The organism is Micromonospora sp. A3M-1-15 (assembly GCF_024213425.1).
Classification (GTDB): domain Bacteria; phylum Actinomycetota; class Actinomycetes; order Mycobacteriales; family Micromonosporaceae; genus Micromonospora; species Micromonospora chersina.
In genome coordinates this window covers 440,601-466,610 of the sequence record NZ_JANAVK010000004.1, presented here as the reverse complement: position 1 = coordinate 466,610, position 26,010 = coordinate 440,601, and the positions used below count along the sequence as shown (strand labels likewise).

Annotated in this window: 25 protein-coding genes; 7 read left to right on the top strand and 18 right to left on the bottom strand. The window is 73.8% G+C overall.

Features of this window, described 5'->3' with window-relative positions:
* Positions 1–25: 25 nt before the first annotated feature.
* The 3 genes from NLX85_RS22645 to NLX85_RS22635 all read right to left on the bottom strand — a co-directional run bounded on the left by NLX85_RS22645 (position 26) and on the right by NLX85_RS22635 (position 3,936).
* Entirely contained in the window at positions 26–1,432 is a 1,407-nt protein-coding gene (locus NLX85_RS22645; protein WP_254338256.1) for a class II 3-deoxy-7-phosphoheptulonate synthase, read from the bottom strand.
* A 114-nt stretch (positions 1,433–1,546) separates the two neighbouring features.
* On the bottom strand, positions 1,547–2,041 hold the full coding sequence (locus NLX85_RS22640) for a hypothetical protein (protein WP_254338254.1): 495 nt from the start codon (positions 2,039–2,041) through the stop codon (positions 1,547–1,549).
* A 248-nt stretch (positions 2,042–2,289) separates the two neighbouring features.
* Positions 2,290–3,936, bottom strand: coding sequence for a glycosyl hydrolase family 18 protein (locus NLX85_RS22635; protein WP_254338252.1), 1,647 nt, complete (start codon positions 3,934–3,936; stop codon positions 2,290–2,292).
* Positions 3,937–4,079: 143 nt separating this feature from the next.
* On the opposite strand from NLX85_RS22635, the gene NLX85_RS22630 reads away from it, so the two are divergent.
* Positions 4,080–4,568 carry a glutathione peroxidase gene (locus NLX85_RS22630; protein WP_254338250.1) on the top strand — a complete coding sequence of 163 codons (489 nt, stop codon included), beginning with the start codon at positions 4,080–4,082 and terminating at the stop codon, positions 4,566–4,568.
* Positions 4,569–4,626: 58 nt separating this feature from the next.
* On the opposite strand, the gene NLX85_RS22625 is transcribed toward NLX85_RS22630, so the two are convergent.
* Together NLX85_RS22625 and NLX85_RS22620 are read right to left on the bottom strand one after the other, a co-directional pair.
* On the bottom strand, positions 4,627–5,046 hold the full coding sequence (locus NLX85_RS22625) for a DUF4259 domain-containing protein (protein ID WP_254338248.1): 420 nt from the start codon (positions 5,044–5,046) through the stop codon (positions 4,627–4,629).
* Positions 5,047–5,160: 114 nt separating this feature from the next.
* Entirely contained in the window at positions 5,161–5,967 is an 807-nt protein-coding gene (locus NLX85_RS22620; RefSeq protein ID WP_254338246.1) for an SGNH/GDSL hydrolase family protein, read from the bottom strand.
* A 177-nt stretch (positions 5,968–6,144) separates the two neighbouring features.
* On the opposite strand from NLX85_RS22620, the gene NLX85_RS22615 reads away from it, so the two are divergent.
* Positions 6,145–7,092: a threonine/serine dehydratase gene (locus tag NLX85_RS22615; protein WP_254338245.1), complete on the top strand. Its 948-nt coding sequence runs from the start codon at positions 6,145–6,147 to the stop codon at positions 7,090–7,092.
* Between the two features lie 123 nt (positions 7,093–7,215).
* Here the strand turns inward: NLX85_RS22615 and NLX85_RS22610 are convergent, their stop codons facing one another.
* The 5 genes from NLX85_RS22610 to NLX85_RS22590 form a co-directional block, all read right to left on the bottom strand.
* The gene (locus NLX85_RS22610; protein WP_254338243.1) at positions 7,216–7,566 is read right to left on the bottom strand and encodes a DUF2203 domain-containing protein; all 351 of its coding nucleotides are present in this window, start codon (positions 7,564–7,566) and stop codon (positions 7,216–7,218) included.
* Between the two features lie 45 nt (positions 7,567–7,611).
* Positions 7,612–8,430, bottom strand: coding sequence for a pyrroline-5-carboxylate reductase (proC, locus tag NLX85_RS22605; protein WP_254338241.1), 819 nt, complete (start codon positions 8,428–8,430; stop codon positions 7,612–7,614).
* A gap of 73 nt (positions 8,431–8,503) precedes the next feature.
* Positions 8,504–9,532, bottom strand: a complete 1,029-nt coding sequence (locus NLX85_RS22600) for a 6-phosphofructokinase (protein ID WP_107076612.1) — start codon at positions 9,530–9,532, stop codon at positions 8,504–8,506.
* Positions 9,533–9,711: 179 nt separating this feature from the next.
* A complete protein-coding gene (locus tag NLX85_RS22595; RefSeq protein WP_254338239.1) occupies positions 9,712–10,215 on the bottom strand; it encodes a pyridoxamine 5'-phosphate oxidase family protein in 504 nt (167 codons plus the stop codon).
* Between the two features lie 70 nt (positions 10,216–10,285).
* Positions 10,286–10,783 carry a polyadenylate-specific 3'-exoribonuclease AS gene (locus NLX85_RS22590; RefSeq protein WP_254338237.1) on the bottom strand — a complete coding sequence of 166 codons (498 nt, stop codon included), beginning with the start codon at positions 10,781–10,783 and terminating at the stop codon, positions 10,286–10,288.
* A gap of 246 nt (positions 10,784–11,029) precedes the next feature.
* On the opposite strand from NLX85_RS22590, the gene NLX85_RS22585 reads away from it, so the two are divergent.
* Complete coding sequence (locus NLX85_RS22585; protein ID WP_091268212.1) at positions 11,030–11,722, top strand: Crp/Fnr family transcriptional regulator; 693 nt, start codon at positions 11,030–11,032, stop codon at positions 11,720–11,722.
* A 501-nt stretch (positions 11,723–12,223) separates the two neighbouring features.
* Entirely contained in the window at positions 12,224–13,438 is a 1,215-nt protein-coding gene (locus tag NLX85_RS22580) for an MFS transporter (protein ID WP_254338235.1), read from the top strand.
* 57 nt (positions 13,439–13,495) lie between these two features.
* Here NLX85_RS22580 and NLX85_RS22575 read toward each other — a convergent pair whose 3' ends face one another.
* Positions 13,496–13,732 carry a hypothetical protein gene (locus tag NLX85_RS22575; protein WP_091320164.1) on the bottom strand — a complete coding sequence of 79 codons (237 nt, stop codon included), beginning with the start codon at positions 13,730–13,732 and terminating at the stop codon, positions 13,496–13,498.
* 52 nt (positions 13,733–13,784) lie between these two features.
* On the opposite strand from NLX85_RS22575, the gene NLX85_RS22570 reads away from it, so the two are divergent.
* Entirely contained in the window at positions 13,785–17,348 is a 3,564-nt protein-coding gene (locus NLX85_RS22570) for an AAA family ATPase (RefSeq protein WP_374628313.1), read from the top strand.
* A gap of 2 nt (positions 17,349–17,350) precedes the next feature.
* On the opposite strand, the gene NLX85_RS22565 is transcribed toward NLX85_RS22570, so the two are convergent.
* Complete coding sequence (locus NLX85_RS22565; protein ID WP_254338233.1) at positions 17,351–18,043, bottom strand: 1-acyl-sn-glycerol-3-phosphate acyltransferase; 693 nt, start codon at positions 18,041–18,043, stop codon at positions 17,351–17,353.
* A 205-nt stretch (positions 18,044–18,248) separates the two neighbouring features.
* Between NLX85_RS22565 and NLX85_RS22560 the strand changes: the two genes are divergently transcribed.
* Both NLX85_RS22560 and NLX85_RS22555 read left to right on the top strand, forming a co-directional pair.
* Positions 18,249–19,106, top strand: a complete 858-nt coding sequence (locus NLX85_RS22560) for a DUF308 domain-containing protein (protein ID WP_254338231.1) — start codon at positions 18,249–18,251, stop codon at positions 19,104–19,106.
* A gap of 176 nt (positions 19,107–19,282) precedes the next feature.
* Positions 19,283–20,701: a trehalose-6-phosphate synthase gene (locus NLX85_RS22555; RefSeq protein WP_254338229.1), complete on the top strand. Its 1,419-nt coding sequence runs from the start codon at positions 19,283–19,285 to the stop codon at positions 20,699–20,701.
* 9 nt (positions 20,702–20,710) lie between these two features.
* Here the strand turns inward: NLX85_RS22555 and NLX85_RS22550 are convergent, their stop codons facing one another.
* The 6 genes from NLX85_RS22550 to NLX85_RS22525 form a co-directional block, all read right to left on the bottom strand.
* The gene (locus NLX85_RS22550) at positions 20,711–21,535 is read right to left on the bottom strand and encodes an alpha/beta hydrolase (protein WP_254338227.1); all 825 of its coding nucleotides are present in this window, start codon (positions 21,533–21,535) and stop codon (positions 20,711–20,713) included.
* Positions 21,532–22,935 (bottom strand): NAD(P)/FAD-dependent oxidoreductase, encoded by a 1,404-nt coding sequence (locus NLX85_RS22545; RefSeq protein WP_254338225.1) that lies wholly within the window; start codon positions 22,933–22,935, stop codon positions 21,532–21,534. The genes NLX85_RS22550 and NLX85_RS22545 overlap by 4 nt, the downstream gene beginning before the upstream one ends.
* A gap of 106 nt (positions 22,936–23,041) precedes the next feature.
* Positions 23,042–23,743 (bottom strand): endonuclease/exonuclease/phosphatase family protein, encoded by a 702-nt coding sequence (locus NLX85_RS22540; RefSeq protein ID WP_254338224.1) that lies wholly within the window; start codon positions 23,741–23,743, stop codon positions 23,042–23,044.
* Between the two features lies 1 nt (position 23,744).
* Entirely contained in the window at positions 23,745–24,692 is a 948-nt protein-coding gene (locus tag NLX85_RS22535; protein ID WP_254338222.1) for an ROK family glucokinase, read from the bottom strand.
* A 73-nt stretch (positions 24,693–24,765) separates the two neighbouring features.
* Entirely contained in the window at positions 24,766–25,422 is a 657-nt protein-coding gene (locus NLX85_RS22530) for a hypothetical protein (RefSeq protein WP_254338219.1), read from the bottom strand.
* Positions 25,423–25,463: 41 nt separating this feature from the next.
* A complete protein-coding gene (locus NLX85_RS22525) occupies positions 25,464–25,919 on the bottom strand; it encodes an SRPBCC family protein (protein ID WP_254338217.1) in 456 nt (151 codons plus the stop codon).
* Between the last annotated feature and the right edge of the window lie 91 nt (positions 25,920–26,010).

Sequence of the window (26,010 nt, the reverse complement as noted above, 5' to 3'; positions counted from 1 at the left end):
GGGGCTCGCAAGCTCACTCCTCGCGTCAGCCACGGAGCATCTCCGCAACGAGGAAGGCCAGCTCCAGCGACTGCTGGGTGTTCAGTCGCGGGTCGCAGGCGGTTTCGTACCGGTCTGGCAGGTCGAGGTCCTCGATGCCCTGGGCGCCGCCGAGGCACTCGGTGACGTCCTCGCCGGTCAGCTCGACGTGCAGGCCGCCCGGGTGGGTCTCCAGGCCGCGGTGCACCTCGAAGTAGCCGAGCACCTCGTCGACGATCCGGTCGAAGTGCCGGGTCTTGTAGCCGTTCGAGGACTCGTGGGTGTTGCCGTGCATCGGGTCGCACTGCCAGACCACCTTCGCGCCGGCGGCGGTGACCTTGGCGACGATCGGGGGCAGGGCGTCCCGGACCCGGTGGTTGCCCATCCGGCTGATCAGGGTGAGCCGGCCGGGAATGTTGTCCGGGTTGAGCTTCTCGCAGAGCTCGATGGCCTCGTCCGGGGTGGTGGTCGGGCCTAGCTTGACCCCGATCGGGTTGGCGATGCGGGAGATGAAGTCGATGTGTGCGCCGTCGAGCTGCCGGGTCCGCTCGCCGATCCAGAGGAAGTGCCCGGACAGGCCGTACGCCCGGCTGCCGGAGATCCGGGTGAGGGCCCGGTCGTACTCCAGCGCCAGCGCCTCGTGGGAGCAGTAGAGGGTGACCGTGCGCAGCGCCTCGTCGTCGGTCATCCCGCAGGCCCGGATGAACGCCAGCGCCCGGTCGATCTCCCGGGCGATGGCCTCGTAGCGCTCGCCGGCCGGGGACTGCTTCACGAAGCCCTTGTTCCAGTCGTGCACCGCGTGCAGGTCGGCCAGCCCACCGGCCAGGTACGCCCGGAGCATGTTCATGGCGGCGGCCGAGTTGGCGTACGCCCGGATCATGCGCTGCGGGTCGGCGACCCGCGCCTCCGGCGTGGCCTCCAGCGAGTTGATCATGTCGCCGCGGTAGGCCGGCAGGCCGCGCGCGTCGGTCGGCAGCGACCGGGGCTTGGTGTACTGGCCGGCGACCCGGGCCACCTTGACCACCGGCAGCGACGCGCCGTAGGTCAGCACGATCGCCATCTGGAGCAGGGTGCGGGCGTTGGCCAGCAGGTGGCTCTCGGTGTTGTCGGCGAAGGTCTCCGCGCAGTCGCCGCCCTGGAGCAGGAACGCCTTGCCCTCGCAGACCAGGGCGAGCCGCTGCCGGAGCTGGTCGACCTCGTAGGGGGCGACCACGGACGGCACCGTGTCCAGGACCTTGCAGACCTCGGCGACCTGATCGAGGTCCGGCCAGGGCGGGGTCTGCGCGCGCGGGAGCTCCCGCCAGCGGTCCAGGCCGAGGGCCGCGTCCTCGGCGGAGTCGGCGGTCGGACGACTGGTCTGGAGTCCCGGGCTGCCCACCGCGGGGTGACTCAGCTGATGCCACTCATGGCGCATGGGGGAAAGCGTACGGCGACCGCCGGGGCGCCCCGCCGCCGAGGGGGACGGTTCCGGTGGTTGGGAGATCACCGACACACTCCGGAACCGCCGCAGGTCGGGGCGGGTGCGGGGTCAGGGCGTGATCCCCGGCTTCGGGATGTTGCCGCCCGGCGCCTCGCCGGCGATGCACCAGTCGGCGCCGGTGCGGGTGACCGTGAACAGCAGCGACCGGGTGGCCTTACGGGCCCCGACGGCCACGGTGATCGACGTGCTCACCTCCTCGCCCTGCGGGCCGGACCGGACGTCGGTGATGGTGGCCTGCGGGACGGTGAAGTGATCGGCGAAGTCGCCGTTGGGGCCGGTGGCGGCGGCGTCGAAGGCGGCCTGCGTGGGTGCGCAGAGCTGGCTACGCCCGGCGTCGACGTCCTTGGCCGCCATCGCGTCCAGGTACGCCTGGACGCGCTCCCGGCTCTTGGCCGCCGCCTCCTCGGCCGGCGCCCGCTGTGACTGGGTGGCCGGGCCGGCGGGGGCGTCGTCCCCGCCGCCGAGGCCGCAGCCGGCCAGCGTGACCGGCAGGAGCGCGAGCAGGGCCGCGCCGGCCACCGCCCGGGGGTGCGTCAGGCCCATCGGTCCCCTTCCATCGGCGCGGACATCGGGACATGCCGAGCGGCGAGTCTGTCACATCGACGTCCTCGCATGCCGCCCGGCGGCGGCTGCCACCGGCCCTCGACGACCTCCCCATCCTCGCCCGGACCGCCCCCGGCCGGCCAGCACGGCGCGCGATGCGGGTCGGCATCAGCGCCGGAACGGACACCGTGCGGGGAGGGGCCGGTGCGGCCCCTCCCCGCCGGGTGGGTGGTGCGTCGGCCCTCGGCTCAGCCGAGACCGCCCTTGATGGCGCCGATCAGCTCACCGTTGCTGGTGTCACCGGAGAGCTCCCAGAAGAACGCGCCACCGAGGCCCTGGTTCTTCGCGTAGGTCATCTTGCCGCCGATGGTCGCCGGGGTGTCGTAGCTCCACCAGTTGCTGCCGCACTTGGCGTAGGCGGTGCCGGCGATCGTGCCGGTGGCCGGGCAGGTGTTCTTGAGCACCTTGTAGTCCTCGATGCCCTGCTCGTAGGTGCCGGGCGCCGGGCCGGTGGCGGTGCCGCCGGGTGCCGTCTGGGTCACGCCGGTCCAGCCGCGGCCGTAGAAGCCGATGCCGAGCAGGAGCTTGTCGGACGGGACGCCCTTGGACTTGAGCTTCTGGATCGCCGCGTCGGACCAGAAGCCCTGCTGCGGGATGCCGGTGTACGAGGTGAGCGGCGAGTGCGGGGCGGTCGGGCCCTGGGCCGCCCAGGCGCCGAAGTAGTCGTACGTCATCGGCATCAGCCAGTTGAGGTTCGGCGCCGCGCCGGCGTAGTCGGTCGCGTCGATCTTGCCGCCGGTGCTGCCGTCCGCCGTGATCGCCGCGGTGACCAGGAAGCTGGAGCCGAACTTGCTCCGCAGCGCGCTGATCACGTTCTTGAAGGCGTTCGGGCCGCTGGTGTCGCACTGGAGGCCGCAGGCGTTCGGGTACTCCCAGTCGATGTCGATGCCGTCGAAGACGTCCGCCCAGCGCGGGTCCTTGATCAGCGAGTAGCAGGAGTCGGCGAACGCGGCCGGGTTCTGCGCGGCCTGGGTGAAGCCGGCCGACCAGGTCCAGCCACCGAAGGACCAGATCACCTTGAGGTTCGGGTACATCTTCTTCAGCTTGCGAAGCTGGTTGAAGTTGCCCCGCAGCGGCTGGTCCCAGGTGTCGGCCACGCCGTCGACGCTGTCCGCCGCGGTGTACGCCTTGTCGTAGTCGGCGTAGCTGTCGCCGATGCTGCACCGCCCGCCGGTGGTGTTGCCGAAGGCGTACAGCAGGTGGGTGAGCTTGGCGGCCGACCCGCTGGTGTGCACGTTCTTCACGTGGTAGTTGCGGCCGTAGACGCCCCACTCGGTGAAGTAGCCGACCACCTTCTTGCCCCCGCTCGGCGGGGTCGTGGTGGGCGGCGGCGTCGTCGGCGGCGGGGTGGTCGTCGGCGGGGCGGTGGTGGGCGGGGCGGTCGTCGGCGGCGGGGTCGTGGTCGGCGGGGCCGTCGTGGGGGTGGTGCCGCCGCCGGAGCAGGACGCGCCGTTGACCGTGCAGTTCAGCGGCGCCTTGTACGCCCCGGTGCCGTTGTAGCCCCAGCTGAAGCTGGCGCCCGCGGCGAGCGGGCCGGCCCAGCTCTTCTTGACCGCCACGTAGTGGTTCCCGCTGCTGGTGACGTCGGCGTCCCAGAAGCTGCTGATGGTGGTGCCCGCGGGCAGGTCGAACTCGATGCGCCAGGAGTCCACGCTGGCGCTGGTGCCGTTGGTGACGGTCACCTTCGCCTCGTGACCGGTCCCCCAGTCCTGCACCTTCGTGAACGTGGCGGTGACGCTGCCCGCGGCGGAGGCGGTCGTCATCGGCACCGCCGCGACCGCGAGCGCGACCACGGCGCCGGTGGCCCAGAGGGCCCGGCGGAGCGATCTCTTCATACGGCGTCTCCCCAAACAGTTAGGAAACTTTCCAGATTGGATGCTGAGACGCTACTCACGCGTCACCACTTCGTCAAGATGTAGATGCATCGATTCGTTGGGTCCGCCGCCGGACGGGACGGTCAACGCCGTAGCCTCGTGCCATGACCGTTTTCGACGTGCAGATCGACGCCCTCGCCGGCGGCTCGGCCGACCTCGGGCGCTACCGCGGCCGCGCCCTGCTGGTGGTCAACGTCGCCTCCCGGTGCGGCCTCACCCCGCAGTACGCCGGCCTCCAGGCCCTCGCCGACGAGTACGCGGACCGCGGCCTGACCGTGCTGGGTGTGCCGTGCAACCAGTTCGCCGGCCAGGAGCCCGGCACGGCCGCGGAGATCGAGGATTTCTGCCAGGTCAACTACGGCGTGACGTTCCCGCTGACCGAGAAGGTCGACGTCAACGGGCCGCACCGGCACCCGCTCTACGCCGAGCTGGTGTCCACCCCGGACGCCGAGGGGCACACCGGCGACGTGCGGTGGAACTTCGAGAAGTTCCTCGTCGCGCCGGACGGCACGGTGGCCGCCCGGTTCGCCCCGACGGTGACCCCGGACTCCCCCGAGCTGCGCGCCACCGTCGAGAAGGTGCTGCCGGCCTGAGGGCCGCCGGGGCGCTCAAACCGGCGCGGTGACGGCGGCCTGAGGGCCGCCGGGGCGCTCAGACCGGCGCGGTGAGGGCGGCCCGGAGCCGGGCCACCTCGGCCAGGAACTCGTTCGGCTCCCCCGCCTCGGCCCACAGCTCGGCCAGCTCGGAGTCGTCGGCGACCACCCGGTCCAGCGCGCGCACGGCCAGCGGTCGCAGCCGCTCGGGCAGGTCGAGCCGGGCGCCGGCGGTCAGGAAGTCCGGCGCGTAGGGCGAGTCGACGGGGAACGCGCCGGGCAGGTGGGCCACGACCACCGCGGCCGCGGCCACCGCCTCGACGCCGAGGTCCGAGTCGAGGTGGTCCGGTTCGTCGAGGACCGTCCGCAGGGCCCGCTCCACGAGGGCCGGGCGCTCCTCGGGCACGGCGTCGTCGAGGTCGCCGGACCAGTCCGCCGCCGTGTCGTTGTCGAACGGCCCCGCCGCCCAGGTCCCCATCGGTCCTCCGCTCCCCGGTCCACTTCGACCAGACCGCAGGTTAGCCGCGGGGTGCGACAACGACGGGTGTCCGGGACGGGCCGTGGCCCGCCCCGGACGTGTGACCGTGCCGGATCAGCCCGCGGCGGAGCGGAAGACCGGGTAGTAGCCGCCGGACTGCCCCGCGGCCGTCGGGTGGTAGGAGACGGTGAGGTTCAGGTAGTTCAACGCGTGCAGCCACTTCTCGCCGTAGCTGCACAGCTGGTGGCCGACGAAGATCGACCGGACGTCGGCGAACGTGAAGCCGGCCGAGGTGGCGGCCGTGCGGGTGATGTCGTCGACCAGGTTGATCCCCTCGTTGATCTTGGCCCGCGAGGTGGCGCTGAGCCCGACGCAGATGGTGCCGAGCTGGTAGAAGACCGGGTAGCCGACCACCACGACCCGGGCCGAGGGGGCCCGGCTCCTGATGCCGTTGTAGACGTTGGCCAGCTTGCCGGGCAGCTGGGTGCGGGCCTTGTCCTCGGCGGCCTGGACGGCGGCCACGCACTGGGTCTCGCCTTGGAGCACGCAGGTGCTCATGATGCTGGCGAAGCCGACGTCGTTGCCGCCGATCGTCACGCTGACCAGCGTGGTGGTCGAGGAGAGCGCGGAGAGCTGGTTGTTGATGACGTCCGTGGTGGTCGCGCCGGAGCAGGCGACCGAGCGGTACGAGGCGGGCCTGATGTTGGTGTTGTAGAGCGCCGGGTAGGCGTTGGTGCTGCGCAGGCAGGACCCGCTCTCGGAGGTGTAGCTGTCGGCGCCGACGCCGGAGGCGTACGAGTCGCCGAGAGCGACGTAGCGGTCGGTGGCGGCCGCCTGGGCGGGGGCGGCGCCCAGCGTCAGCGTGACGCCGAGCGAGGCGGCCAGGGTCAGGGCGAGGGTGGCAAGACGGGATCTCCGCACGTCGCACTCCTGGGGGTGGGAAGTGGTGGTGGGAGATAGATATCAATAGATTGGATGCCTGCGGAAGATCAACAATTTGCGCCGGTCGCCCATAGACCCTTATTGCTACAAATCGTTGACGGCGGCGTATCCGTTTATGAAGGTTTTCGCCAGCGGCGGATGGGCTAGGCTCGCCGGGTGCGGTTGATCACCGGGGACGACATCACGGCGGCCGGGAAGCGGCTCGACGGCCGGGTGGTCCGCACGCCGCTGCTGGACGCGCCGGTCCTCGGCGCCGATCTGGGCCTGCGGGTGGCCGTGAAGGCCGAGAACCTCCAGCACACCGGCAGCTTCAAGGTCCGCGGCGCGACGAACGCGCTGCTCGCCCACTCCGAGCGCGCCGGCACGCCGGCCGGGCTGGTGGCGTTCTCCGCCGGCAACCACGCGATCGCGGTGGCCCACGTGGCCCGCGCGTCCGGGCTGCCCGCCGTGGTCTGCATGCCGCCGCACGCGGTGCCCGCCAAGCTGGCCACGGTCCGCCGGCTCGGCGCCGAGGCGGTGCTCACCGACGACCTGCTGGCCACCGCCGAGGCGGTCGCGGCGGAGCGCGGCTTCCACCTGCTCGCGCCCTTCGACGATCCGGACGTGATCGCCGGTCAGGCCACCGTGGGGCGCGAGATCCTGGCCGACGGCCCGCGCCCCGACCTCGTGCTCGTGCCGGTGGGCGGCGGCGGGCTGATCAGCGGGATCGCCGCGGCCGTCCGGGCGGCATCACCGACGACCCGGATCGTCGGGGTGGAGCCGGACGGGGCCAACGCCATGTCACACGCGCTGCGGACCGGGACGCACACCCTGCCGGGCCGCCCGGCCTCGGTCGCCGACGGCCTGGCCGCCCCGTTCGCCGGGCGGCACACCCTGGCGCACGTCCGGGCGCTGGTCGACGCGGTCGTGGAGGTGCCGGAGGCGGCCATCCTGCCCGCCTGGGCGGACCTCGTCGAGGCCACGAAGCTGCTGGTCGAGCCGGCCGCCGCGGTCACCCTGGCGGCGCTGCGGGCGGGGCTGGTCGAGGTGGCGCCCGGCGAGCGGACCGTCCTGGTGCTCAGCGGCGGCAACGTCGCGCCGGCCGTGCTGGCCACCCTCGGCTGACGCCCACACCGGGCGCCGGCCGGCTCTGGCGGCTCACACCGGCCCGTGGCCGGCTCTGGCGGCTCACACCGGCCCGTGGCCGGTTCTGACGGTCCCACCGGCCGCCGGCCGGCTCCCGGCGGTTCAGACCGGGCGGCGGCCGGCGAAGCCGCACTCCACCCGGTGGTACCAGCGGACGTCGGTGTCGCCCTCCAGCCAGCACCAGAGCACCGCCCGGCCGTCCCGCTCGCCGGGGAAGTCGAGCAGCACCGGGGCGATCCCCTTGACCTGGATGCCGTGCTGGTGGAACTCCTCCACGACGGCGTGCAGCCGGGCCTCCAGGGCCTTCACCTCGGCCAGCCCACCGAGGGCGCTGGCCCCGTGGTCGGCCAGGTCGATCCGGAGTTCGGCGAGGTCGGCGCGGTGCCGGATCAGCTCGTCGACGCGCGGCCGCAGGGTGGCCACCAGGTGTCGCGCCTGGGCGAGAGTGAACACCGCGCCAGTATGGGGCACCTTCCCCTCCGAGCTGGGTGGGGCGGCTCAGTCGGCCTGGGCGGCGAGTTCCCGGGCCCGGTCGCGGGCCGCTTCGAGGGCCGCCAGCATGGCCGCGCGGACGCCGTGGTTCTCCAACTCGCGGATGGCGGAGATGGTGGTGCCGGCCGGCGAGGTGACCGCCTCGCGGAGCTTCACCGGGTGCTCGCCGGAGTCGCGCAGCATCACGGCCGAGCCGATGGCGGTCTGCACGATCAGCTCGTGCGCCACCTGGCGCGGCAGGCCGAGCAGGATGCCCGCGTCGATCATTGCCTCGACCAGCAGGTAGAAGTAGGCCGGGCCGGAGCCGGACAGGGCGGTCACTGCGTCCTGCTGGGACTCGGGCACCCGGAGGGTGGCGCCGAGCGGCTTGAACATCTCCTCGGCCAGCGCCAGGTGCGCGCCGGTGGCGTGCGCGCCGGGCGAGATGGCGCTCATCGCCTCGTCGACGAGGGCCGGGGTGTTGGTCATGACCCGGACCACCGGGGTGCCCTCGGGCAGCCGGCGGTTGAAGAAGGCGGTCGGCAGGCCGGCGCAGAGCGAGATGACCAGCTTGTCGGCGGGCACCTTGGGCCCGATCTCGTCCAGCAGCGCGGCCGCGTCCTGCGGCTTGACCGAGACGGCGAGCACCTCGGCCTCGTCCACCGCGGTGAGGTTGTCCACCACCCGGACGCCGTACCGGGCGGTCAGTTCCTCGGCGCGGGCGGGCCGCCGGGCGGTGGCGATCAGCCGCTCGACCGGCCAGCCGGAGCGGAGCAGCCCGGAGAGCATCAGCTCGCCGATCTTGCCCGCGCCGATCACCGCGACCGTGTGCACCTCGGGTGCCATGAGCCGTACCCCTCTCGGTGGAGGTGCGGCGCGGCGGGCCCGTCGGAGGACCCGCCGCGCCGCCCGCCGTCGGTCAGCTGCCGAAGAAGACCTCGGCCTCGGCGTACCGCTCCAGCGGCACGGTCTTCAGCTCCCGGGTGGCCTCGGCGAGGGGGACGCGGACGATGTCCGTGCTCTGCATCGCGACCATCTTGCCCCAGTCGCCCTCGTTCGCCGCGTCGATCGCGTGCAGGCCGAGCCGGGTGGCGAGCACCCGGTCGAACGCGGTCGGGGTGCCGCCGCGCTGGATGTGGCCGAGCACCACGGTGCGGGCCTCCTTGCCGGTCTTCGCCTCCAGCTGCTCGGCGAGCCACTGGCCGATGCCGCCGAGGCGGACGTGGCCGAACGCGTCGAGCTCCTGGTTGTGCAGCACCATCTGGCCGTCCAGCGGCTGGGCGCCCTCGGCGACCACGACGATCGGGGCGTACTGGTGCTGGAAGCGCTTCTCGACGTAGCCGGCGACCTGCTCGACGTCGAACTGCCGCTCCGGCAGCAGGATCACGTTGGCGCCGCCGGCGAGGCCCGCGTGCAGGGCGATCCAGCCGGCGTGCCGGCCCATCACCTCGACGACCAGGGTGCGGTGGTGGCTCTCCGCGGTGGTGTGCAGCCGGTCGATCGCCTCCATGGCGATGTTCACGGCGGTGTCGAAGCCGAAGGTGTAGTCGGTGGCGCCGAGGTCGTTGTCGATCGTCTTCGGCACGCCGATGACGTGGACGCCCAGCTCGTGCAGCTTGGTGGCGACGCCGAGGGTGTCCTCGCCGCCGATCGCGATCAGCGCGTCCACGCCCTGCGCGGCCAGGTTGTCCTTGATCCGCTCCACGCCGCCGTCGATCTTGAACGGGTTGGTCCGGGACGAGCCGAGGATGGTGCCGCCACGAGGCAGGATGCCGCGCACATCCGCGATGCCCAGCGGCTTGGACAGGCCCTCCAGCGGGCCCTTCCAGCCGTCCCGGAAGCCCACGAACTCGTGACCGTAGGTGGCGACGCCCTTGCGGACCACCGCCCGAATCACCGCATTGAGACCTGGGCAGTCGCCGCCGCCGGTGAGCACGCCGATACGCATGATCTGCTCATCCTCCTGGAGCATCAGGTGAAGCCCGGAATAAGCCCCAGGATATGTGTCAGATCAGACCATCGGCGCCGTTGCCGGCCCGGGGCGGGCCGTCAGTGCGCACTGTAGTCGGCGTGCGGGCCCGCCGACACCGCGCCCCGGCCCGTCCCGAGCCCCGGACCGGCTACCGGTCAGTAGCTGACCTCGTGGTTCTCCCCCGCCTTCGGCGGCTGCCCGGTGACCGCCGCCCGGGCGAAGCCGAGCAGGTTCACCACCGTGCTGCCCGGCGCGTCCCAGTACTCGGCCGAGCCGGCGTGCACCTTGATCAACGTGAGGCCCTGGGTGTCCAGCCCGTCCGGGAACCAGGTCTTCAGCAGCGGGTGCCAGAGCCGCTCGGCCCGGGCCCGGTCCCACTCCTCGGCGGCGGTGCCGGCCACCGACACCCAGGCGTGGTGCCGCTGGTCGGCGAAACCCACGTTGACCTGGGGGTTGACCCGGATCTGGCGGACCTTCGCCGAGTCCGCGTACGCGAAGAACCAGAGGTCGCCGTCGAACTCCGCCTCCTGGAGCCCCATCGGGCGGCTGACCAGCCGCCCGTCGACGGCGGTGGTGGTCAGCAGGCAGATGCGCGCGTCCCGGATCAGCTCGGTGACCCGGCGGCGGCCATCCTCGGCGTCGGTCGGCTGCTTGTCCATGCGGCCCTCCCTCGGATCGACTCGATGTCGAACCGTGCCCGGGACAGAACCGGTCAAACCTGTCGACAGCTCACCGGATGGTCATGGCCCGCCAGCGGGCCAGGTTGTGCCGGGCGTCGACCAGCGCGTCGTGCCGGCCCGCCTCGGCCTCCGGCAGCCGCGGCCGGCCCCGGTCGTCCCAGAGCTGGCGCAGTTCCTTGGTGAACCGCGGGATCTCCCGGGGCAGCGCCGGCATCGCCCCCCAGAGCTGGGCCAGCACCACGTGGTCGTAGGCCGCGTACCAGGCCCAGAGCTCCAGCTGCTCGCCGGGCCGGTCCCGGACCGGCGCCATGAGGAACTCGTAGAGGTCGTCGCGGATCCGCTCCCGGGAGCGCCAGGCCCGGTCGGCCGGCGAGGGGAGCTTGTCCAGCACGTTGCGGCGCACCCAGGGCACCGCCCGGGAGTCGTCGAACTCGGTGGAGACCGCGTAGAACTCGCGGCCGTACTCATCGACGACGCCGATCGACACCAGGTCGACGATCCGGCCGTCCTCGATGAACTCACAGTCGTAGAAGTAGCGGTAGGCCATCCCCACCATCCTCGCCCACCGCCGCCGGCCGCCGGTCGCCGGGGCGTCCGCCGAGGTCGGCGGCCCGCCGCCCCAGCTGGACGACGGTCACGGAAGTGTCTCCAGGGGTGTACAGCACGCGACCGGGCCGTCATGATCTGATGTGTACCGCTACCGGACGCCGAACCGGTTGAGATGCCTCGTGCCGGGGTTGACAGGTTCACCCGGTGTGCGAGCTGTGGTCCTTGACCGGGGAGGGGTTGGGCCGTGGAGATGCGCCTGCCGGAGCCGGGTGACGCGCTCACGGGCGTGGAGATGTTCGCCGGGCTGGAGCCGGAGGTGCGGCAGCGGGTCATCGCCGCGGCCGTGCCGCGCACGTACCGCAAGGGTCAGTTGCTCTTCGTCGAGAACGACCCCGGCGAGTCGCTGATCGTGCTGCGCCGCGGCGCGGTGGCGGTCTTCCGCACGGCCCCCACCGGCGAGCGCGCCGTGCTGTCGGTCATCCGACCGCCGGACGTGCTGGGCGAGGTCTCCCTGCTGGACGCCTCGACCCGGTCGGCGTCGGCCGAGGCAATCGAGGACTGCGCCGCGCTGGCGCTGTCCCGGCCGGCCTTCATGGAGCTGGTGCACTCCAACCCGCGCATCCTCGACGCGGTGATGCGCTCCCTCGGCCAGCTGATCCGCCGGCTCACCGAGCAGAACGCGGACCACGTCTTCCTCGACCTGCCCGGCCGGGTGGCCAAGACGCTGGTCCGGCTGGCCGGCGAGAGCCAGGCCCCGATGATCACCATCGAGCTCAACCAGAGCCAGCTCGCCGAGATGGCCGGCGGCTCGCGGCAGAGCGTCAACCAGGCCATCGGCTCCTTCGCCAGCCGGGGCTGGCTGCGCACCGAGGGGCGCCGGATCGTGGTCACCGACGTGGCCGCGCTGCGCCGCCGCGCCGGCATGAACGACCGCTGACCGGCCGACCCGACCGCCGGACCACGCTGACCCGACCCGACCCGACCGCCGGGCCGCGCGGACGTCCGCGTCCCGGTGGCGTCCCGTCCCCACGCACGGCTGCGCCGGCTGCCTCGGCAGCCGGCGTGACCGCGATGCGGTTCAGCGGGTCGGACCCGCCCAGTAGCCGGGACCAGCCCAGCGACGGGTCGGGCCGGCCCACCCGCGGCCGGGACCGGCCCAGAAACCCGGACCCACCCAGTAACCCGGTCCGGCCCAGCCGGTCGTCGTGTCGGCGTTGGCGTTCGTCGAGGTGGACATCGTGCCTCCCTGGTTGTCGTGTCGGTTGCTGGCGCAGCACCGACGCTACGGGAGGGACGATCGGTACAAAATAGACATATATACACTAATCACTGCCCGAAGGGCCGTTGTCCTTCGTCGACGCTCACTGCCAGCGTTGTCCGGCACGCCCCCGCGCGGGGCCCCACCGGACAGATCTGCCGGAGCGAGGAGTTGACGGGCATGTCACTGATCCGCGGCAATATCGCCTTTCGTCGTTACTGGTCGGCGCGCCTGGTCTCGTACGCCGGCGACCAGCTCGCCCGTACCGCGCTGCTGATCGCGGCCTACGACGCGTACGGGGGAACGGCCGTCGCCCTGCTGCTGCTGGCCACCACCGCGCCGCGACTGCTCGGGCCGCTGCTCGGCGCGCTCGCCGACCGGTTCGACCAGCGCCGGCTGATCGTCTGCTGCGACGTCGCCCAGGCGCTGCTCTACCTGGCCGTGGCGCTGGTCATGCCGCCGCTGCCGGTGCTGCTCGCGGCCGTCACGGCCGCCACCGTGGCGGCCACCGCCTTCACCCCGGCCGGTCGCAGCCTGCTGCCCCGGCTCGTCGAGCCCGACCGGCTGCCGGCAGCCAACGCGCAACTCGCGGTCGGCATGAACATCGGGTTCGCGGCCGGCCCGGCCATCGGCGGCCTGCTCCTGGCCACGGTGGGGCTGACCGCCACGCTGCTCGTCGACGCGGCCACCTTCGTCCTGTCCGCGCTGCTGATCGGCGGGGTGCGGACGCTGTCGGCGCCGGCGGCATCCCGGACCGAGCCGTTCCGCCAGGTGCTCGGCGCCGGGCTGCGGGTCGTACGCGGCAGCGGCGTGGTCCGCGCGGTCTCGATCGGGTTCCTGGTGCTGGTGACGTTCGCGGCCCTGGACAACCTCGCGGTGGTGCCCCTGGCCCGGAGCGAGCTCGCGGCCACCGAGGTGATGATCGGCCTGCTCGGCACCGCGTACGGCGTCGGCATGGTGGCCGGACCGGCGCTGCTCACCCGGACCGGCCGTCGCACCAGGATGGACCTGGTGCTGTATTCGGCGCTGCTCGCACTCGGCGTGGGGACGCTGGCCACCGGCGTGAGCCCGGCGATCGGGGTCGCCCTGCTCGGGCAGGCCCTGGCCGGTGCGGGGGCCGGTTGGCACCACGTGGCGGCGGACACCCTGATCCAGCAGAACGTGCCGGCCGAACGGCTGGGCGTGGTCTTCGGGACGGTCTACATGTTCCCGTACGCGGCCGAGGTGCTCGCGTACCTCACCGGGGCCTCGCTGCTCGGGGCGATCGGGCCCCGCTGGCTGCTGGTCGTCTCCGGGGTCGGCATCCTGGCCACGCTGGGGCTGGTCGTACCCCTGCTCTCCCGCGCCCTCGGCGCCGGCGCGCGGCGGCGGCCCGCCGTGGCGGCGGTCGCCTGAGCCGCACGGTGGAGGGTCGGCGGGGCCGGCGGGACTACCGCCGGCCCCACCGTGCGGTCACTTCTCCGTGGTGTCGGCCGGCGGCGAGCTCGGGCCGGGACCGATCTTCTGCGGGTCGGTCTCCTTGGTCGTGGTGGTCGTCGTGGTCTTGGTCGACTCAGCGCCCACGGGCTGCTCTACCATGCCTTTTTCCTCCAGTTCGGCGAGAGTGACGGCGTCGACGTCGACCGTGTCGCCCGAGGCCCACACCGTCCCTCGTGGATCGGTCCAGGAGGCCGCCAGTCGGACGTGCACGGCACTCTCCCTGTCGACGGAACTTCCTGGTACGGAAGACTAGACCCGGCCGATCGGCCTTGACGTCCCGCCGACCCGTCGGGTACCCGACTGCCCGGCCGCGCGGGACGATGGGGATCTCACGCGTACGGAGCTGGACATCGACCTCACCTGTGGACACTGCTCCCGGACCGCCGGCCCGGACGACCGCTTCTGCGGCGGATGCGGCCGGTCCCTCGCGGCGACCTGTCCGGGCTGCGGTCACGCCAACAACGCCGAGGCGAACTTCTGCACCAACTGCGGGCAGCCGTTGCGCGACCACGCCGTCGCGGTGCAGGAGGACCGCCGGCAGGTCAGCGTGCTCTTCATCGACATCGTGGACTTCACGACGTACGCCGAACGGGCCGACCCGGAGCAGGCCCGCGGGCTCCAGCAGGCGTACTTCGCGACGGTGCGCCGGCTGGTGCACCAGTACGGCGGCGTCGTGGAGAAGTACATCGGCGACGCGGTGATGGCGCTGTTCGGGGCGCCCGTGGCGACGGACAACGACGCGCTGCGCTGCGTGCGGGCGGGGCTGGAGCTGCAACGCAGCCTGGCCCGGCAGCCGACCGGCCCGCACCCGCCGCTCGGCTTCCGGGTCGGCATCGCCACCGGTGAGGCCCTGGTCGACCTCGCCGCCGCCCGCGACGGCGGCCAGGCTTTCGTCACCGGTGACGTGGTCAACACCGCGTCCCGGTTGCAGGGGCTCGCCCCCGCCGGCGGCGTGGTGGTCGACGAGAGCACCTGGGCGGCCACCCGGCACGAGATGGAGTACGCCGACCAGCCACCCGTCACGCTGCGGGGGCGGTCGGCGGTGAGCCGGATCTGGCTGGCCGTCCGCGCCCGCCCCCGCCGCGACGGGCACACCGCCGAACTGGCCCCGATGGTCGACCGGGACCACGAGCGGGGACTGCTGGTCAGCGCGCTGCACCGCACCGTCACCGAGCGCACCTCGCAACTGCTGACCGTCTTCGGCCCGGCGGGGGTGGGCAAGAGCCGGCTGCTGCGCGAGCTGGCCCGGCACGCGGCGAACCTGCCCGGCGCGCGGGTGACCTGGCTGATCGGCCATTGCCCGCCGTTCGGGGAGAACGTCACCTACGCCGCCCTGGCCGACATCGTCCGGAGCTGGCTGGGGCTGCCCGACTCCGACGACCCGGCCGCCATGCGGGAGCGCCTGCGGGACCGGCTGGGCCGGCTGGCCGACCCGCACGCGGTGCGGCTGGCCGAGGCGCTGGGCCCCCTGGTCGGCGTGCCCGGCGAGCGGCTCACCTCCGCCGAGACCGAGGCGGCCTGGCGGCGGTTCCTGCTCACGCTGGCCGCGACCGGCCCCACGGTGCTCGTCTTCGAGGACATGCACTGGGCGGACGAGACCATGCTGTCCTTCGTCGAGCAGCTCGGCGCGGCCGCCCGCAACGTGCCGCTGCTGGTGATCGCGACCGCCCGCCCGGAGCTGCGCGAGCGGCACCCGGCGTGGACGGGCACCATCAGCGGCGCCATGTCCATCTCGGTGCCGCCCATGCACGACGGCGACATCGACACCCTCTACTCGCTGCTGCTCGGCCGCGCCACCCTGCCGGAGGAGGCCCGCGGGCCGCTGATCGAGTTCGCCGACGGCAACCCGCTGTACGCCCAGGAGTACGCGCGGATGCTGCTCGACGGCGGGCTCGTCGAGCGGAAGACGACCCTCCCGCCGCTGGATCCGGCCGGGGGGTCGGGCATGCCGCGTACCGTCCAGGCGGTCATCGCCAACCGGCTGGACCTGCTCGACCCGGCCGACCGGGCGGTGCTCCAGGCGGCCTCGGTGGTGGGCGTGCAGTTCTGGGCGGCGCCGGTGGCCCTGGCCCTGGGCCGGCCGGCCGAGTGGGTGGAGCGGGCGCTGCACCGCCTCCAGCGCCGCGACCTCGTCTACGAGCTGCCCGCCTCGACCATGCCGGGCCAGCCCGAGTACCGGTTCCGGCACATCCTGGTCCGGGACGTCTGCTACCAGCGGCTGCCCCGGGCGGAACGGGTCACCCGGCACCAGCGCACCGCCGACTGGCTGGAACAGCTCGCCGACGGCCGGCAGCACGACCTGGCCGAGGTGCTGGCCAACCACCGGTGGGCGGCGCACGAGATCGCCCGCACGGTCGGACTCGACCCGTCCCCGTACGCCGTGGCCACCCGGACCGCGCTGCACCGGGCCGCGCGCCGGGCGTACGCGCTGCACGCCCTGGACACCGCGGCCACGCTTGTCGGCCGCGCGCTGGCGGTCGACTGCGGACCGGACCCCTCCCTGGACCTGTTCCAGGCGGAGCTGGCGTTCTACCGGGACCGCGACGGGTTCCTGGTGGGCGGCGGCACGGAGACGCTCACCTCGCTGGCCGACCGGCTGGCGGCGGCGGGCGACCTGCCGGGCGCGGCGAAGGCGTGGCGGCTGCTGGCCACCGCGGCCTGGGCCCGGGCCGACCGGTCGGAGACGCTACGCTGCCTGGACCGGGCGATCCGGCTGCACGCCGGGCTGCCGGACAGCGAGGACAAGGTCGGCGCGCTGCTGGAGCTGGCGCGGACGCACATGCTCGACGCGGAGGCGGAGCCCGCCTGCGCCGCCGCCCGGGCCGCCGCCGAACTGGCCGAGCGGCTGGAGCTGCGGGAGGCGCGGGCGAACGCGCGGATCACCCTGGCCGTGGCGCGCTACCAGGCCGGTGTCGAGGAGGCGTACGCCGAGCTGGCCGAGGTGACCGAGGAGTGCCGGGTGGAGCGGCTGACCAGCCGCCGGCGCGCGGTGCACAACCTGGCCTGGGCGTTGCAGGAGGAGGGCGACCTGACCGGTTCGGCTCGCCTGGTCGACGAGCAGAGCTCGCTGGACCTGGGCGGCGAGCACGGCCTGACGGTCAGCTTCGCCGACCAGTGGACCCGGTCGTACTACAGCGGCGACTGGACGGCGGCGTTACGGATGGCCGAGGGGTCGATCCGACGGCCGACCGACGAGTGGGACCTGCACATCGTGGCGGTGTCCGGCTGGATCCGCGCGCTCGGCGACGCGCCGCCCGACGGCGGCACGGAGGGCGACGGCGCCGACCTGGTGGACCAGGCGCTGGTCGCGGCCCGGCGCAGCGGCTTCCACCGAGTGCTGCGGTCCACCGTGGCGCACGCCGCGTTGTGCCGGGCCGTGCAGGGCCGCCGGGACGAGGCGCTGGCGCTGCTCGCCGAACTCGACGCCGACTGGCGGCGGACCCGGATGATCCCGTTCGCGGAGTGGGTGCCGGCGGTCGGGCACGTGGCGGGGGTGCTCGGTGGTGAGGCGGCGCTCCTGGTCCGCGACCTGCTGGCCCGCGCGCCACGGACGACGCGCTGGGCGCGGGCGGCCGGCCGGTCCGCCGACGCGGCGCTGGCCCGGCGCGACGGGGACGCCAAGCGGGCGGCCGACCTGTTCGGCGCGGCGGCGGCGAGCTACGCCGAGATGACCGACCTCACCGACCACGTCATCGCGTCAGCCCTCGCGGTGGGGCCGCTGAACGAGGCGGATCCGGCGGCCGCGGCGGAGACGCTCGCCGGGGTGCGCGCCTTCGCCGAGCGGCACGCCGCCGCCGGCCTGCTCCGGATCGCCGGGGTCGGCTGACGTCAGGCGGGTACGGGCTGCCGGGGCTGGGCCTTCGCCTTCTGCGCGTACATGTCGACGTACTCGCGGCCGGACAGTTCCATCAGCTCGTACATGATCTCGTCGGTGACGGCGCGCTCGACGAACCGGTCGCCGGGCATCCCGGCGTAGCGGGAGAAGTCGAGCGGGGCGCCGAAGCGGATCCGCACCCGGCCGAGGTTGGGGACGATCTGCCCGGTGGGCTGGATCGCGTCGGAGTTGAGCATGGCCATCGGCACCACGGGGGCGCCGCTCTCCAGGGCGAGTCGGGCCACCCCGGTCTTGCCCCGGTAGAGCCGGCCGTCGGGCGAGCGGGTGCCCTCCGGGTAGATGCCCGCGATGCCGCCGGACCGCAGCACCCTGAGCTGGGTGTCCAGGGCGGCGCGGGCGGCCCGGCCGCCGGAGCGGTCGACCGGGATGGTGCCGGAGCCGACGAAGAACATCTTGGTCAGCCAGCCCTTGAGACCCTTACCGGTGAAATATTCGGCTTTCGCAATGAATGTCACTTTTCGCTTGACGATCAGCGGGGTGAAGATCGAGTCCGAGAAGGAGAGGTGGTTGCTGGCCAGGATCACCGGGCCGGACTCCGGGACGTTCTCCAGCCCCTCGACCTGCGGGCGGAAGATCAACCTCAGCAGCGGGCCGAGGATGATGTACTTCAGCAGCCAGTACAGCACCGGGGTCCTTCCAGGCGGGAGCGGTGACGGGCCGGTCGCCGGGGTGCGGCGGGGGCCGCCGGGACCGCGCCCGGGGCGCCGTCGGCGAGCGGGACTGTCGGGGAAGAGCGTACGAACAGGGAGCGGCACGCCACAACGCACTCCCGGAACCGGGTCCCGGCGTGTCAGGATTCAGGGCACGACGGTGCGGCGAAGGGGGTGTCCGGTGTCAGGGGGCGGGCCCCGCCGGGGACGGCGGGACAACGGGCTCGACGCGGCCGAGTACGCGGTCGCGGGCGACGTCGATCCGCGCGTCGGGGAGCACCTGCTCGACGTGCTCGCCGCCGGCGGCATCGCCGCCTACCTCCAGCCCTCGGCCGACCTCAACCCGGTGACCCGCACCACCACCGTCCCGTCCCGCCCGATCGACCGGCTCTACGTCGACCGCTCCCACCTGACCACCGCCCGCGATTACCTCACCCAGCTCAGCGACGAGGGGGGCCGCGAGCCGGCCCGCGACGACGAGCCGGACATCGAGGCCGAGTGGGCGAAGATCGTGGCCGGCTTCCACACCGCGCCGAGCGCCGGCAGCCACCCCTGGCCGGCCGCCGAGGACGTCGACGACCCGGTGGACGACCCGGTCGACCCGGCCACCCCGGGCGGCGGCGCTCCGGGCCGCGCCGAGGAGACCGCCGGCCCCACCGCCACCGACGTGCGGCGGCTGCCCTACGCCGCGGACGTCTCCGGCATCTCGCTGAGCCGGGGGCGGCAGGACGAGCCCTCGCTCCTGGACGGCCTGGACACCTTCGGCGCCGACCTGCCCGGCGACGGGGACGAGGAGCACTACACCCCGCCACCGCCGCCCCCGCTGCCGCGCTTCTCGAAGTACGCGGTGGTCGGCGTGCTCTGCATCGTGCTGGGCTTCCTGCTCTTCCTCTCCCCCACCCTGCTGTCGACGGTCGACCCGTCGGTGGTGACCCTGTTCGGCTTCACCGGCATCCTGGCCGGCTTCGTGATGCTGATCTGGCGGCTGCGCCCCGGCGACTCCGACGAGCACGACCCGGACGACGGCGCGGTGGTCTGACCGGAGCGGGCGCCGACCCGCCCGGATGGCGGGACACCGCACGGCCCCGGCCGGTCATGTAACAGGGGTGTAACTTACTGTCAGTAGGAATACCGCTGTACGTCACATCCCGCACCGGCTGTCCGGGTTGGGCCCCTCCTCCGGTGGTCGGTCCCCTGCAGATCGGAATGCCCGAGATGCGACAGAGCCCCCTCGTGGTAGTGGCCAACCGCCTCCCCATCGACGACAGTGTGGCGCCGGACGGCGCCTTCGAGTGGCGCCGCAGCCCCGGCGGCCTGATGAACGCCCTGCACCCCCTGCTCCGGCACACCCCGGCGACCTGGGTGGGCTGGGCCGGGGGCACCGGCCCGGCGCCGCACCTGCCCGACGTGGACGGGGTCCGGATGCGCGCCGTCCCGCTCGACGGCGACGACTTCCGCGACCACTACGAGGGCTTCGCCAACGCCACCCTCTGGCCGCTCTACCACGACGCCGTCGAGCAGCCCGAGTACCACAGGCGCTGGTGGGAGGCGTACCAGCGGGTCAACCAGCGGTTCGCCGAGGCCGCCGCCGAGGCGGCCGAGCCCGGCGGGCTGGTCTGGGTGCAGGACTACCATCTCCAGCTCGTGCCGGGGCTGCTCCGCGACCTGCGCCCCGACCTGCGGATCGGGTTCTTCCTGCACGTGCCGTTCCCGCCGCCGGAGCTGTTCATGCAGCTCCCCCGCCGGGCTGAACTGCTGCGCGGGATGCTCGGCGCCGACCTCATCGGCTTCCAGCGGGCCCAGGCCGCGCACAACTTCGCCCAGCTCGCGACGAAGGTGCTCGACCTGCCGGCCACCGACCGGCGGATCGGCGTCGGCGACCGGGTGGTGCGGATCGGCGCCTTCCCGGTCTCCATCGACACCGCCGAGATGTCCGCGCTCGCCGCCCGGCCCGACGTCGCCGACCGCGCCCGGCGGCTGCGGCAGGACCTCGGCGACCCGGAGCGCGTCATCCTGAGCGTCGACCGGATGGACTACACGAAGGGCATCGAGCAGCGGCTCAAGGCCTACCACGAGCTGCTGGCCAGCGGTGACGTCAAGGTCCACGACACCGTGCTGGTCCAGGTGGTGGTGCCCAGCCGGGACCGGGTGGCCCAGTACCAGATCCTCCGCGACCGGGTGGAGCACCAGGTCGGCCGGATCAACGGCGAGTTCGGCCGGGTCGGCGAGCCGGCGATCCACTACCTCAGCCAGCCCTTCGACCGCACCGAGCTGGTCGCCCTCTACCGGGTCGCCGACGTGATGGCGGTGACCCCGCTGCGGGACGGGATGAACCTGGTGGCCAAGGAGTACGTGGCCGCCCGGGTCGACGGCACCGGCGCGCTGCTGCTCAGCGAGTTCGCCGGGGCGGCCGCCGAGCTGGCCGAGGCGTACCTGGTCAACCCGCACGACCTCGACGGGCTGAAGGCGGCGCTGCTGGCCGCGCTGCGCGCCGCGCCGGAGGACGTGGCGGCCCGGATGCGGGCGATGCGGGAGCACCTGGGCCGCAACGACATCCACGCCTGGGCGGGGTCCTACCTGAGCGCGCTGGAGGAGACCACGTCCCCGACCGGCCGGCGCACCACGGGCCGCTGACGCCGGCGCTCAGCCGACGGCGGGGGTCGGGTCCTTCTCCAGCCAGTCGAGGATCGCGTCGATCGGCTCCCGCCAGCGGGCGTCGAGCATCAGGTCGTGGCCCATCCCCGGGAAGAGCAGCGGGGCCGAGGCGTAGCGGCGGGCCGCCCCGGTCAGCGCCGCCGCCGGCACCACCCGGTCGTCGGGGCTGCCCAGCACCAGCACGGGCGGGCGCCCCACCGCCGGCTCCGGCTGCCGCCCGGTGAGCAGCTGCCACTGCGCCCGGCGGCCGGCCCGGCCGAGCCGGGAGACGTGCCGGCGGGCCTCGGCGTCGGGCAGTTCCCGGCTGAACAGCTGCCGGCGGTTCAGCCGCAGGCCGGCGCCGAACACCGCGGGCAGGGTGCCGGCGGGGTTGCGGCGCAACGCCGTGCCGAAGGTGCCCCAGCCGCCGAGCACCGGCGCCACCAGCACCGCCGCCCGGGCCGGGTAGCGGGCCAGGGCGTGCGCGACCACCCGGGCGCCGGCGCCGTGCCCCACGAGCACCGCCTGCCGGGGCAGGCCCGCCACCGCCTGGACCACGTCATGGGTGTACGACCGCAGCGTCGCCTCCGGCGCCGGCTCGCTGCCGCCGTGCCCGCGCAGGCTCAGCGCGTACGCCGGGAAGCCGCGGCCGGCGGCGTGCCCCAGCCAGTGCTCGGCGAACGCCCACGCCCCGTGCCCGAACCCGGGCACGAACAGCAGCGGCGGTTTCGCCTGGTCCAGTTCGGGCAGCGCGGCGAGCACCTCGCGGCGGGCCGGCCGCTCGGGACGGGCCCACTCCCACCCTCGCACCACCCGGACACGTTCGCTGGTCACTTGCCCTCCAGGTCGTGGAGCGCCCGCTGGAGCGCGCGCAGGTAGTCGGCGTGCCCCACCTCGAACCAGTGCCGGGTGCTGTCCTTGACCTTCGCCGAGTACCGCTCGCCGAGGCCGGCGGCGACCCGGCGGCCGAACGCGGCGGCCCGGTCCGGGTGGGTGGCGCGCAGGGTGAGCAGCCGGGCGAAGAGCACGCTCTGCCAGTGCGAGATGGGGAAGATGCCGGAGTCCGGCTGCACCAGGCCGACCACGGCCAGGGTGGGGTGGCCGGCGGTGAACGCGTTGAGCCAGAGCCGGGGCCGGCCGGAGCCGTCCGCGTCGCCGAGCACCCTGCCCTCGAGGAACTCGAAGCGCGGCAGGTAGCCGGTGGCGAAGACGACCAGCTCGGGGTCGATCTCGCGGCCGTCGGTCAGCTCGACGGTGCGGTCGTTGAACCGCGCGATGTCCGGCACCGGGGTGATCTCCCCGTGGCCGACGTAGTAGACGAGCTGGCTGTTGGCGATCGGGTGCGTCTCGTAGACCCGGTGGTCGGGCTTGGGCAGGCCGAACCGGGTCAGGTCGCCGACGGTCAGCCGCAGCGTCCAGTGGTAGAGCCATTGCCGCACCCGCAGCGGCACCCGCAGCGCGAGCAGGGTGTCGTTGACCTGGTCGGCGGGGCGGCCGAGGACGTACTTCGGGGCGTACCAGTAGCCGCGGCGGGTGGCGTGCCAGCAGCGGGACGCCTGCTGGGCCGCCTCGACCGCGATGTCGCAGCCGGTGTTGCCGGCCCCGACCACCAGCACCCGCTTGCCGCGCAGCTGGGCCGGGTCCTTGTAGGACGAGGCGTGCATGACCTCGCCGCGGAACTGCTCCAGCCCCTCGTAGCGGGGCAGCTTCGGCGACCAGTTGTGCCCGTTGGCCAGCACCACGGCCGCGTACCGGGAGGTGCGCTCCGGGCCGTATCCGCCGGTGCTGCGGGTGGTGACGTCCCAGCGGTCCCCCTCGACCGGCTCGACCCGGACCACCTCGGTGCCGAACCAGACGTGCTGGCGCAGGTCGAAGTGGTCGGCGTAGCGCTCGAAGTAGGACAGCAGCTGGGCGTGGTGGGGGTAGTCCGGCCAGTCGTCCGGCATGGGGAAGTCAGGGAACTGGGTGAACGGCCGGGACGAGATGAGGTGCGTGCTGGCGTACACCGGGCTGCGGTCGTGCCGCCAGTTCCACGCCCCGCCGACGCCGGTCTCCCGCTCGTAGCAGTCCACGCCGAAGCCGGCCTCGCGGAGGTTCTTCACGGCGGTGAGGCCGCTGGCGCCGGCGCCGATGACGCAGACGGTGTCGCCGCGGTCGGAGACCGGGCGGCCGTCCCGGGTCGGGGCGACCGTCGGGTCCGGGTCGGGGCGGCCGAGGTCGGTGGAGGAGGACACCGGGAATCTCCTTTTGTGCGGCACGAGTGCCGGGTCGGTGCGAAATCCTGCCGACAATGCCCGCCGTTGTCCAGCCCCCGCGGCTACGGGGAGGGCGGGTGAGGGCTCAGTCGCCGGCGGGCAGCAGCAGGTCCACCAGGACCGGGAAGTGGTCGCTGGCCTGCCGGGTCCGCGGGGTGTCCACCACGTCGTAGTCGACGACCTCGACGCGCGGGTCCACGAAGAGGGCGTCGATGCGCCGGCGCGGGTTCGCGCAGGAGTAGGTGTGCCGGTCGGCCCGGTCCATCGCGACCGCCGCGTCGGTCAGGCCCTCGGCGACCGTCCGCCACGCCGGCCCGTCCGGCCCCTCGTTGAGGTCCGCGCCGGCGACCACCGGCAGCGTCGCGGCGGCCAGCTCCCGCTTGAACGCCGCCGCCTGCGCCGGCCGCTCGGCCGGGTCGGTGGAGAGGTGGGAACCGGCCAGCAGGAACCGGCTCCCACCCACCAGGCATTCGGCGTACGCGGCCCCGCGCAGGTGCCGGCCGGGGGTGAGCGGGTAGCGCTGGCAGCGGGTCGCCGTCACCCGGACCCGGAGGCTGGTCAGCAGCAGGTTGCCCAACGAGGGCAGGCCGCCGGCCGCCACCACCAGGCCGAACGAGTCGGCGAGGGTGGCGCACCTCTGCCGCCACCGGAACCGCCGCGGCCCCTCCTGGACGATCACCACGTCCGGCTCGGCCGCCCGGACCACCTCGGCCAGCGCGGCGGTGTCGTCCCGCTGGCTGTGGATGTTGTAGGAGACCACCCGCAGCGGCACGCCTGCTGCCGGCACGTCAGATCCGCCGCGCCAGGTCGGCGGCGCCGATGACACCGGCGGTGTTGCCCAGCTCGGCGGGGCGCACCTCGGCGACGGGCAGGCGGCTGCGCTGGGCCAGGGCGTCGGTGAACGACCGGCGGGTCGGGCCGAGCAGCAGGTCGCCGGCGTCGATCACGCCGCCGCCGACCACCAGCACCTGCGGGTCGAGGATCTGCGCCATGTCCGCGAGGCTGGTGCCGAGCCAGCGGCCGACCTGGGCGAACGCCTCGGCGGAGACCGGGTCGCCGCCCTTCGCGGCGGCGGTCACCATCGGTCCGGTGATCCCCTCGGCCTCGCCGCCGGCCAGCTCCAGCAGGGCGGTGGCCCGGTGCGGCTCCTGGCGGGCGGCGGCGCGGGCGAAGCGGACCAGGGCGCTGCCGCTGGCGTACTGCTCGATGCAGCCCAGCCGGCCGCAGCCGCACTGGTGGCCGTCCGGCACGGTGAGCATGTGGCCCAGCTCGGCCGCGATGCCGTTGGCCCCCCGGACCAGGTCGCCGCCGAGCACGATGCCGCCGCCCACGCCGGTGCCGATGGTGAACATCACCATCGAGTCGTCGGCGTCCCGGGCCGCGCCGTAGCGGAACTCCGCCCACGCCGCGACGTTGCCGTCGTTCTCCACGATCACCGGCAGGCCGGTGGCGTTGCTGACGTACTCGCGCAGCGGCTCGTCCCGCCAGGCCAGGTTGGGGGCGAAGAGCACGGTGGAGCGGGAGGCGTCGATCCAGCCGGCCGCGCCGATGCCGACCGCGTCGACGGTGTGGCCGGTGGCCAGCTCGGTGACCAGCTCGATGATGACGTCGCGGGTCTTGGCCACGTCGTCGGCGGGGGTGTCCCGTCGGGCCTGCACGAGAACCTTGCCGGTGTCGTCCACGACACCGCCGGCCACCTTCGTGCCACCGACGTCGACTCCGATGGTCAGCGTCACCGCTGCCACTCCCCTCTGCTGTGCTGCCCGGCCCCGGCCGAACCGGCCGTGCGATCCCGGGATGTCCGGTGGGTCAGGCCCCGTCGCCTGGTACGTCCTCGCCCACCTCGCCGGACGCCCGCGACGCGGGCACCACGGGACGGCCGGCCGGCGGCCGGCTCGGCGCCGGCACGTCCGGCCCGGCGGCATCGGCGGGCGGCTCGGAGGCACCCGCGTCGGCCGCGCCCTCCCCCCGGGTGGCGGCGGACCACACGTCCTGCTCGGGTGCCGGCTGAGAATCATGCCCGGTACGGGTCGCCTCGCGCCACACGTGGTCCCCCGCCGCCGCCCCGGCGGACCCGCCGGTCGCGGTCGGACCGCCCGGCTCGGCCGGGGCGAAGGCGCGCAGCAGGCTGGCCACCCCGGCGGCCAGGTCGCCGGCGCCGGTGGCGAGCCGCTCGGCGAATTCGGGACTCGGGTCGCGCAACGCGGCGATACCTCGACAGACCGGGCAGACGCAGCATTCCGGCGATCCGGTGGCGAAGCCCGCGCCGGTGCCGGACCGGTCGGAGGCGCCGTCGCCCGCGCCCGTGCCGCCGGGGCTGTGACCGAGGACACCCGACAGGATCCCACCGAGCGGACCCCAGGGACCGGCCCCGGGCGTGGCGGCGGCCAGCTTCGCCGTGGCCAGCAGCATGGCGACGAGGCGCTCGGCCTCTTCCCGGGCCGAACCCGGATCAGTGGTGCCCATGGTTCGGCTCCTCCAGCGTGACAACCGGGACGACAGTCGGGTCAGTTGGCCGCACCGAGTGCTTCTACCCGGCGCTTGAGCTGCTTCAACGCCGCGTCCATGATCATTTTCTCGGCCTTGCGGCGAAACATGCCGAGCATCCCCACGGAGAGCTCCACCTCGAGGGTGTAGGTCACCGTGGTCGTTCCGTCCGGGTTGCCGACCAGGTCGTACGACCCGCGCTGGGACTTCTGCATCTTCGAGGGCGCCACCAGGTGCCACTCGATGCGCGAGATGTCCTCGGCGTACTCGTAGGCCAGCACGTACTCGTCGGCCATCACGCCCGCGTCGATGGTGAACCGGACCTGGCTGGCGTAGCCGTCCTCGTACTCCTCGATCACCTCGGCCGCCCGCACCGCCTCGGTCCACTCCGGGTAGCGGGGGAAGTCGCAGATGACGGCCGCCACCCGGTCCGGTGACGCGCCGACGACGATCGACTGGGTGGAGGTGTCCGCCATGGGGGGAGGCTACCCGGCGACGGACGGGCGCGCGCCGCTCCACCCCCGCCCGTCGCGGCGCGCCGGTGTCCCACCTGCCGGGCAGGCAACC

What these genes read in the sequence shown, in the direction of transcription:
- NLX85_RS22645 (WP_254338256.1), bottom strand. Translation starts at nt 1,432, where the DNA reads ATGCGCCATGAGTGGCATCAGCTGAGTCACCCCGCGGTGGGCAGCCCG.
- NLX85_RS22640 (WP_254338254.1), bottom strand. Translation starts at nt 2,041, where the DNA reads ATGGGCCTGACGCACCCCCGGGCGGTGGCCGGCGCGGCCCTGCTCGCG.
- NLX85_RS22635 (WP_254338252.1), bottom strand. Translation starts at nt 3,936, where the DNA reads ATGAAGAGATCGCTCCGCCGGGCCCTCTGGGCCACCGGCGCCGTGGTC.
- NLX85_RS22630 (WP_254338250.1), top strand. Translation starts at nt 4,080, where the DNA reads ATGACCGTTTTCGACGTGCAGATCGACGCCCTCGCCGGCGGCTCGGCC.
- NLX85_RS22625 (WP_254338248.1), bottom strand. Translation starts at nt 5,046, where the DNA reads ATGGGGACCTGGGCGGCGGGGCCGTTCGACAACGACACGGCGGCGGAC.
- proC (WP_254338241.1), bottom strand. Translation starts at nt 8,430, where the DNA reads ATGGCACCCGAGGTGCACACGGTCGCGGTGATCGGCGCGGGCAAGATC.
- NLX85_RS22600 (WP_107076612.1), bottom strand. Translation starts at nt 9,532, where the DNA reads ATGCGTATCGGCGTGCTCACCGGCGGCGGCGACTGCCCAGGTCTCAAT.
- NLX85_RS22595 (WP_254338239.1), bottom strand. Translation starts at nt 10,215, where the DNA reads ATGGACAAGCAGCCGACCGACGCCGAGGATGGCCGCCGCCGGGTCACC.
- NLX85_RS22590 (WP_254338237.1), bottom strand. Translation starts at nt 10,783, where the DNA reads ATGGCCTACCGCTACTTCTACGACTGTGAGTTCATCGAGGACGGCCGG.
- NLX85_RS22580 (WP_254338235.1), top strand. Translation starts at nt 12,224, where the DNA reads ATGTCACTGATCCGCGGCAATATCGCCTTTCGTCGTTACTGGTCGGCG.
- NLX85_RS22555 (WP_254338229.1), top strand. Translation starts at nt 19,283, where the DNA reads ATGCGACAGAGCCCCCTCGTGGTAGTGGCCAACCGCCTCCCCATCGAC.
- NLX85_RS22530 (WP_254338219.1), bottom strand. Translation starts at nt 25,422, where the DNA reads ATGGGCACCACTGATCCGGGTTCGGCCCGGGAAGAGGCCGAGCGCCTC.
- NLX85_RS22525 (WP_254338217.1), bottom strand. Translation starts at nt 25,919, where the DNA reads ATGGCGGACACCTCCACCCAGTCGATCGTCGTCGGCGCGTCACCGGAC.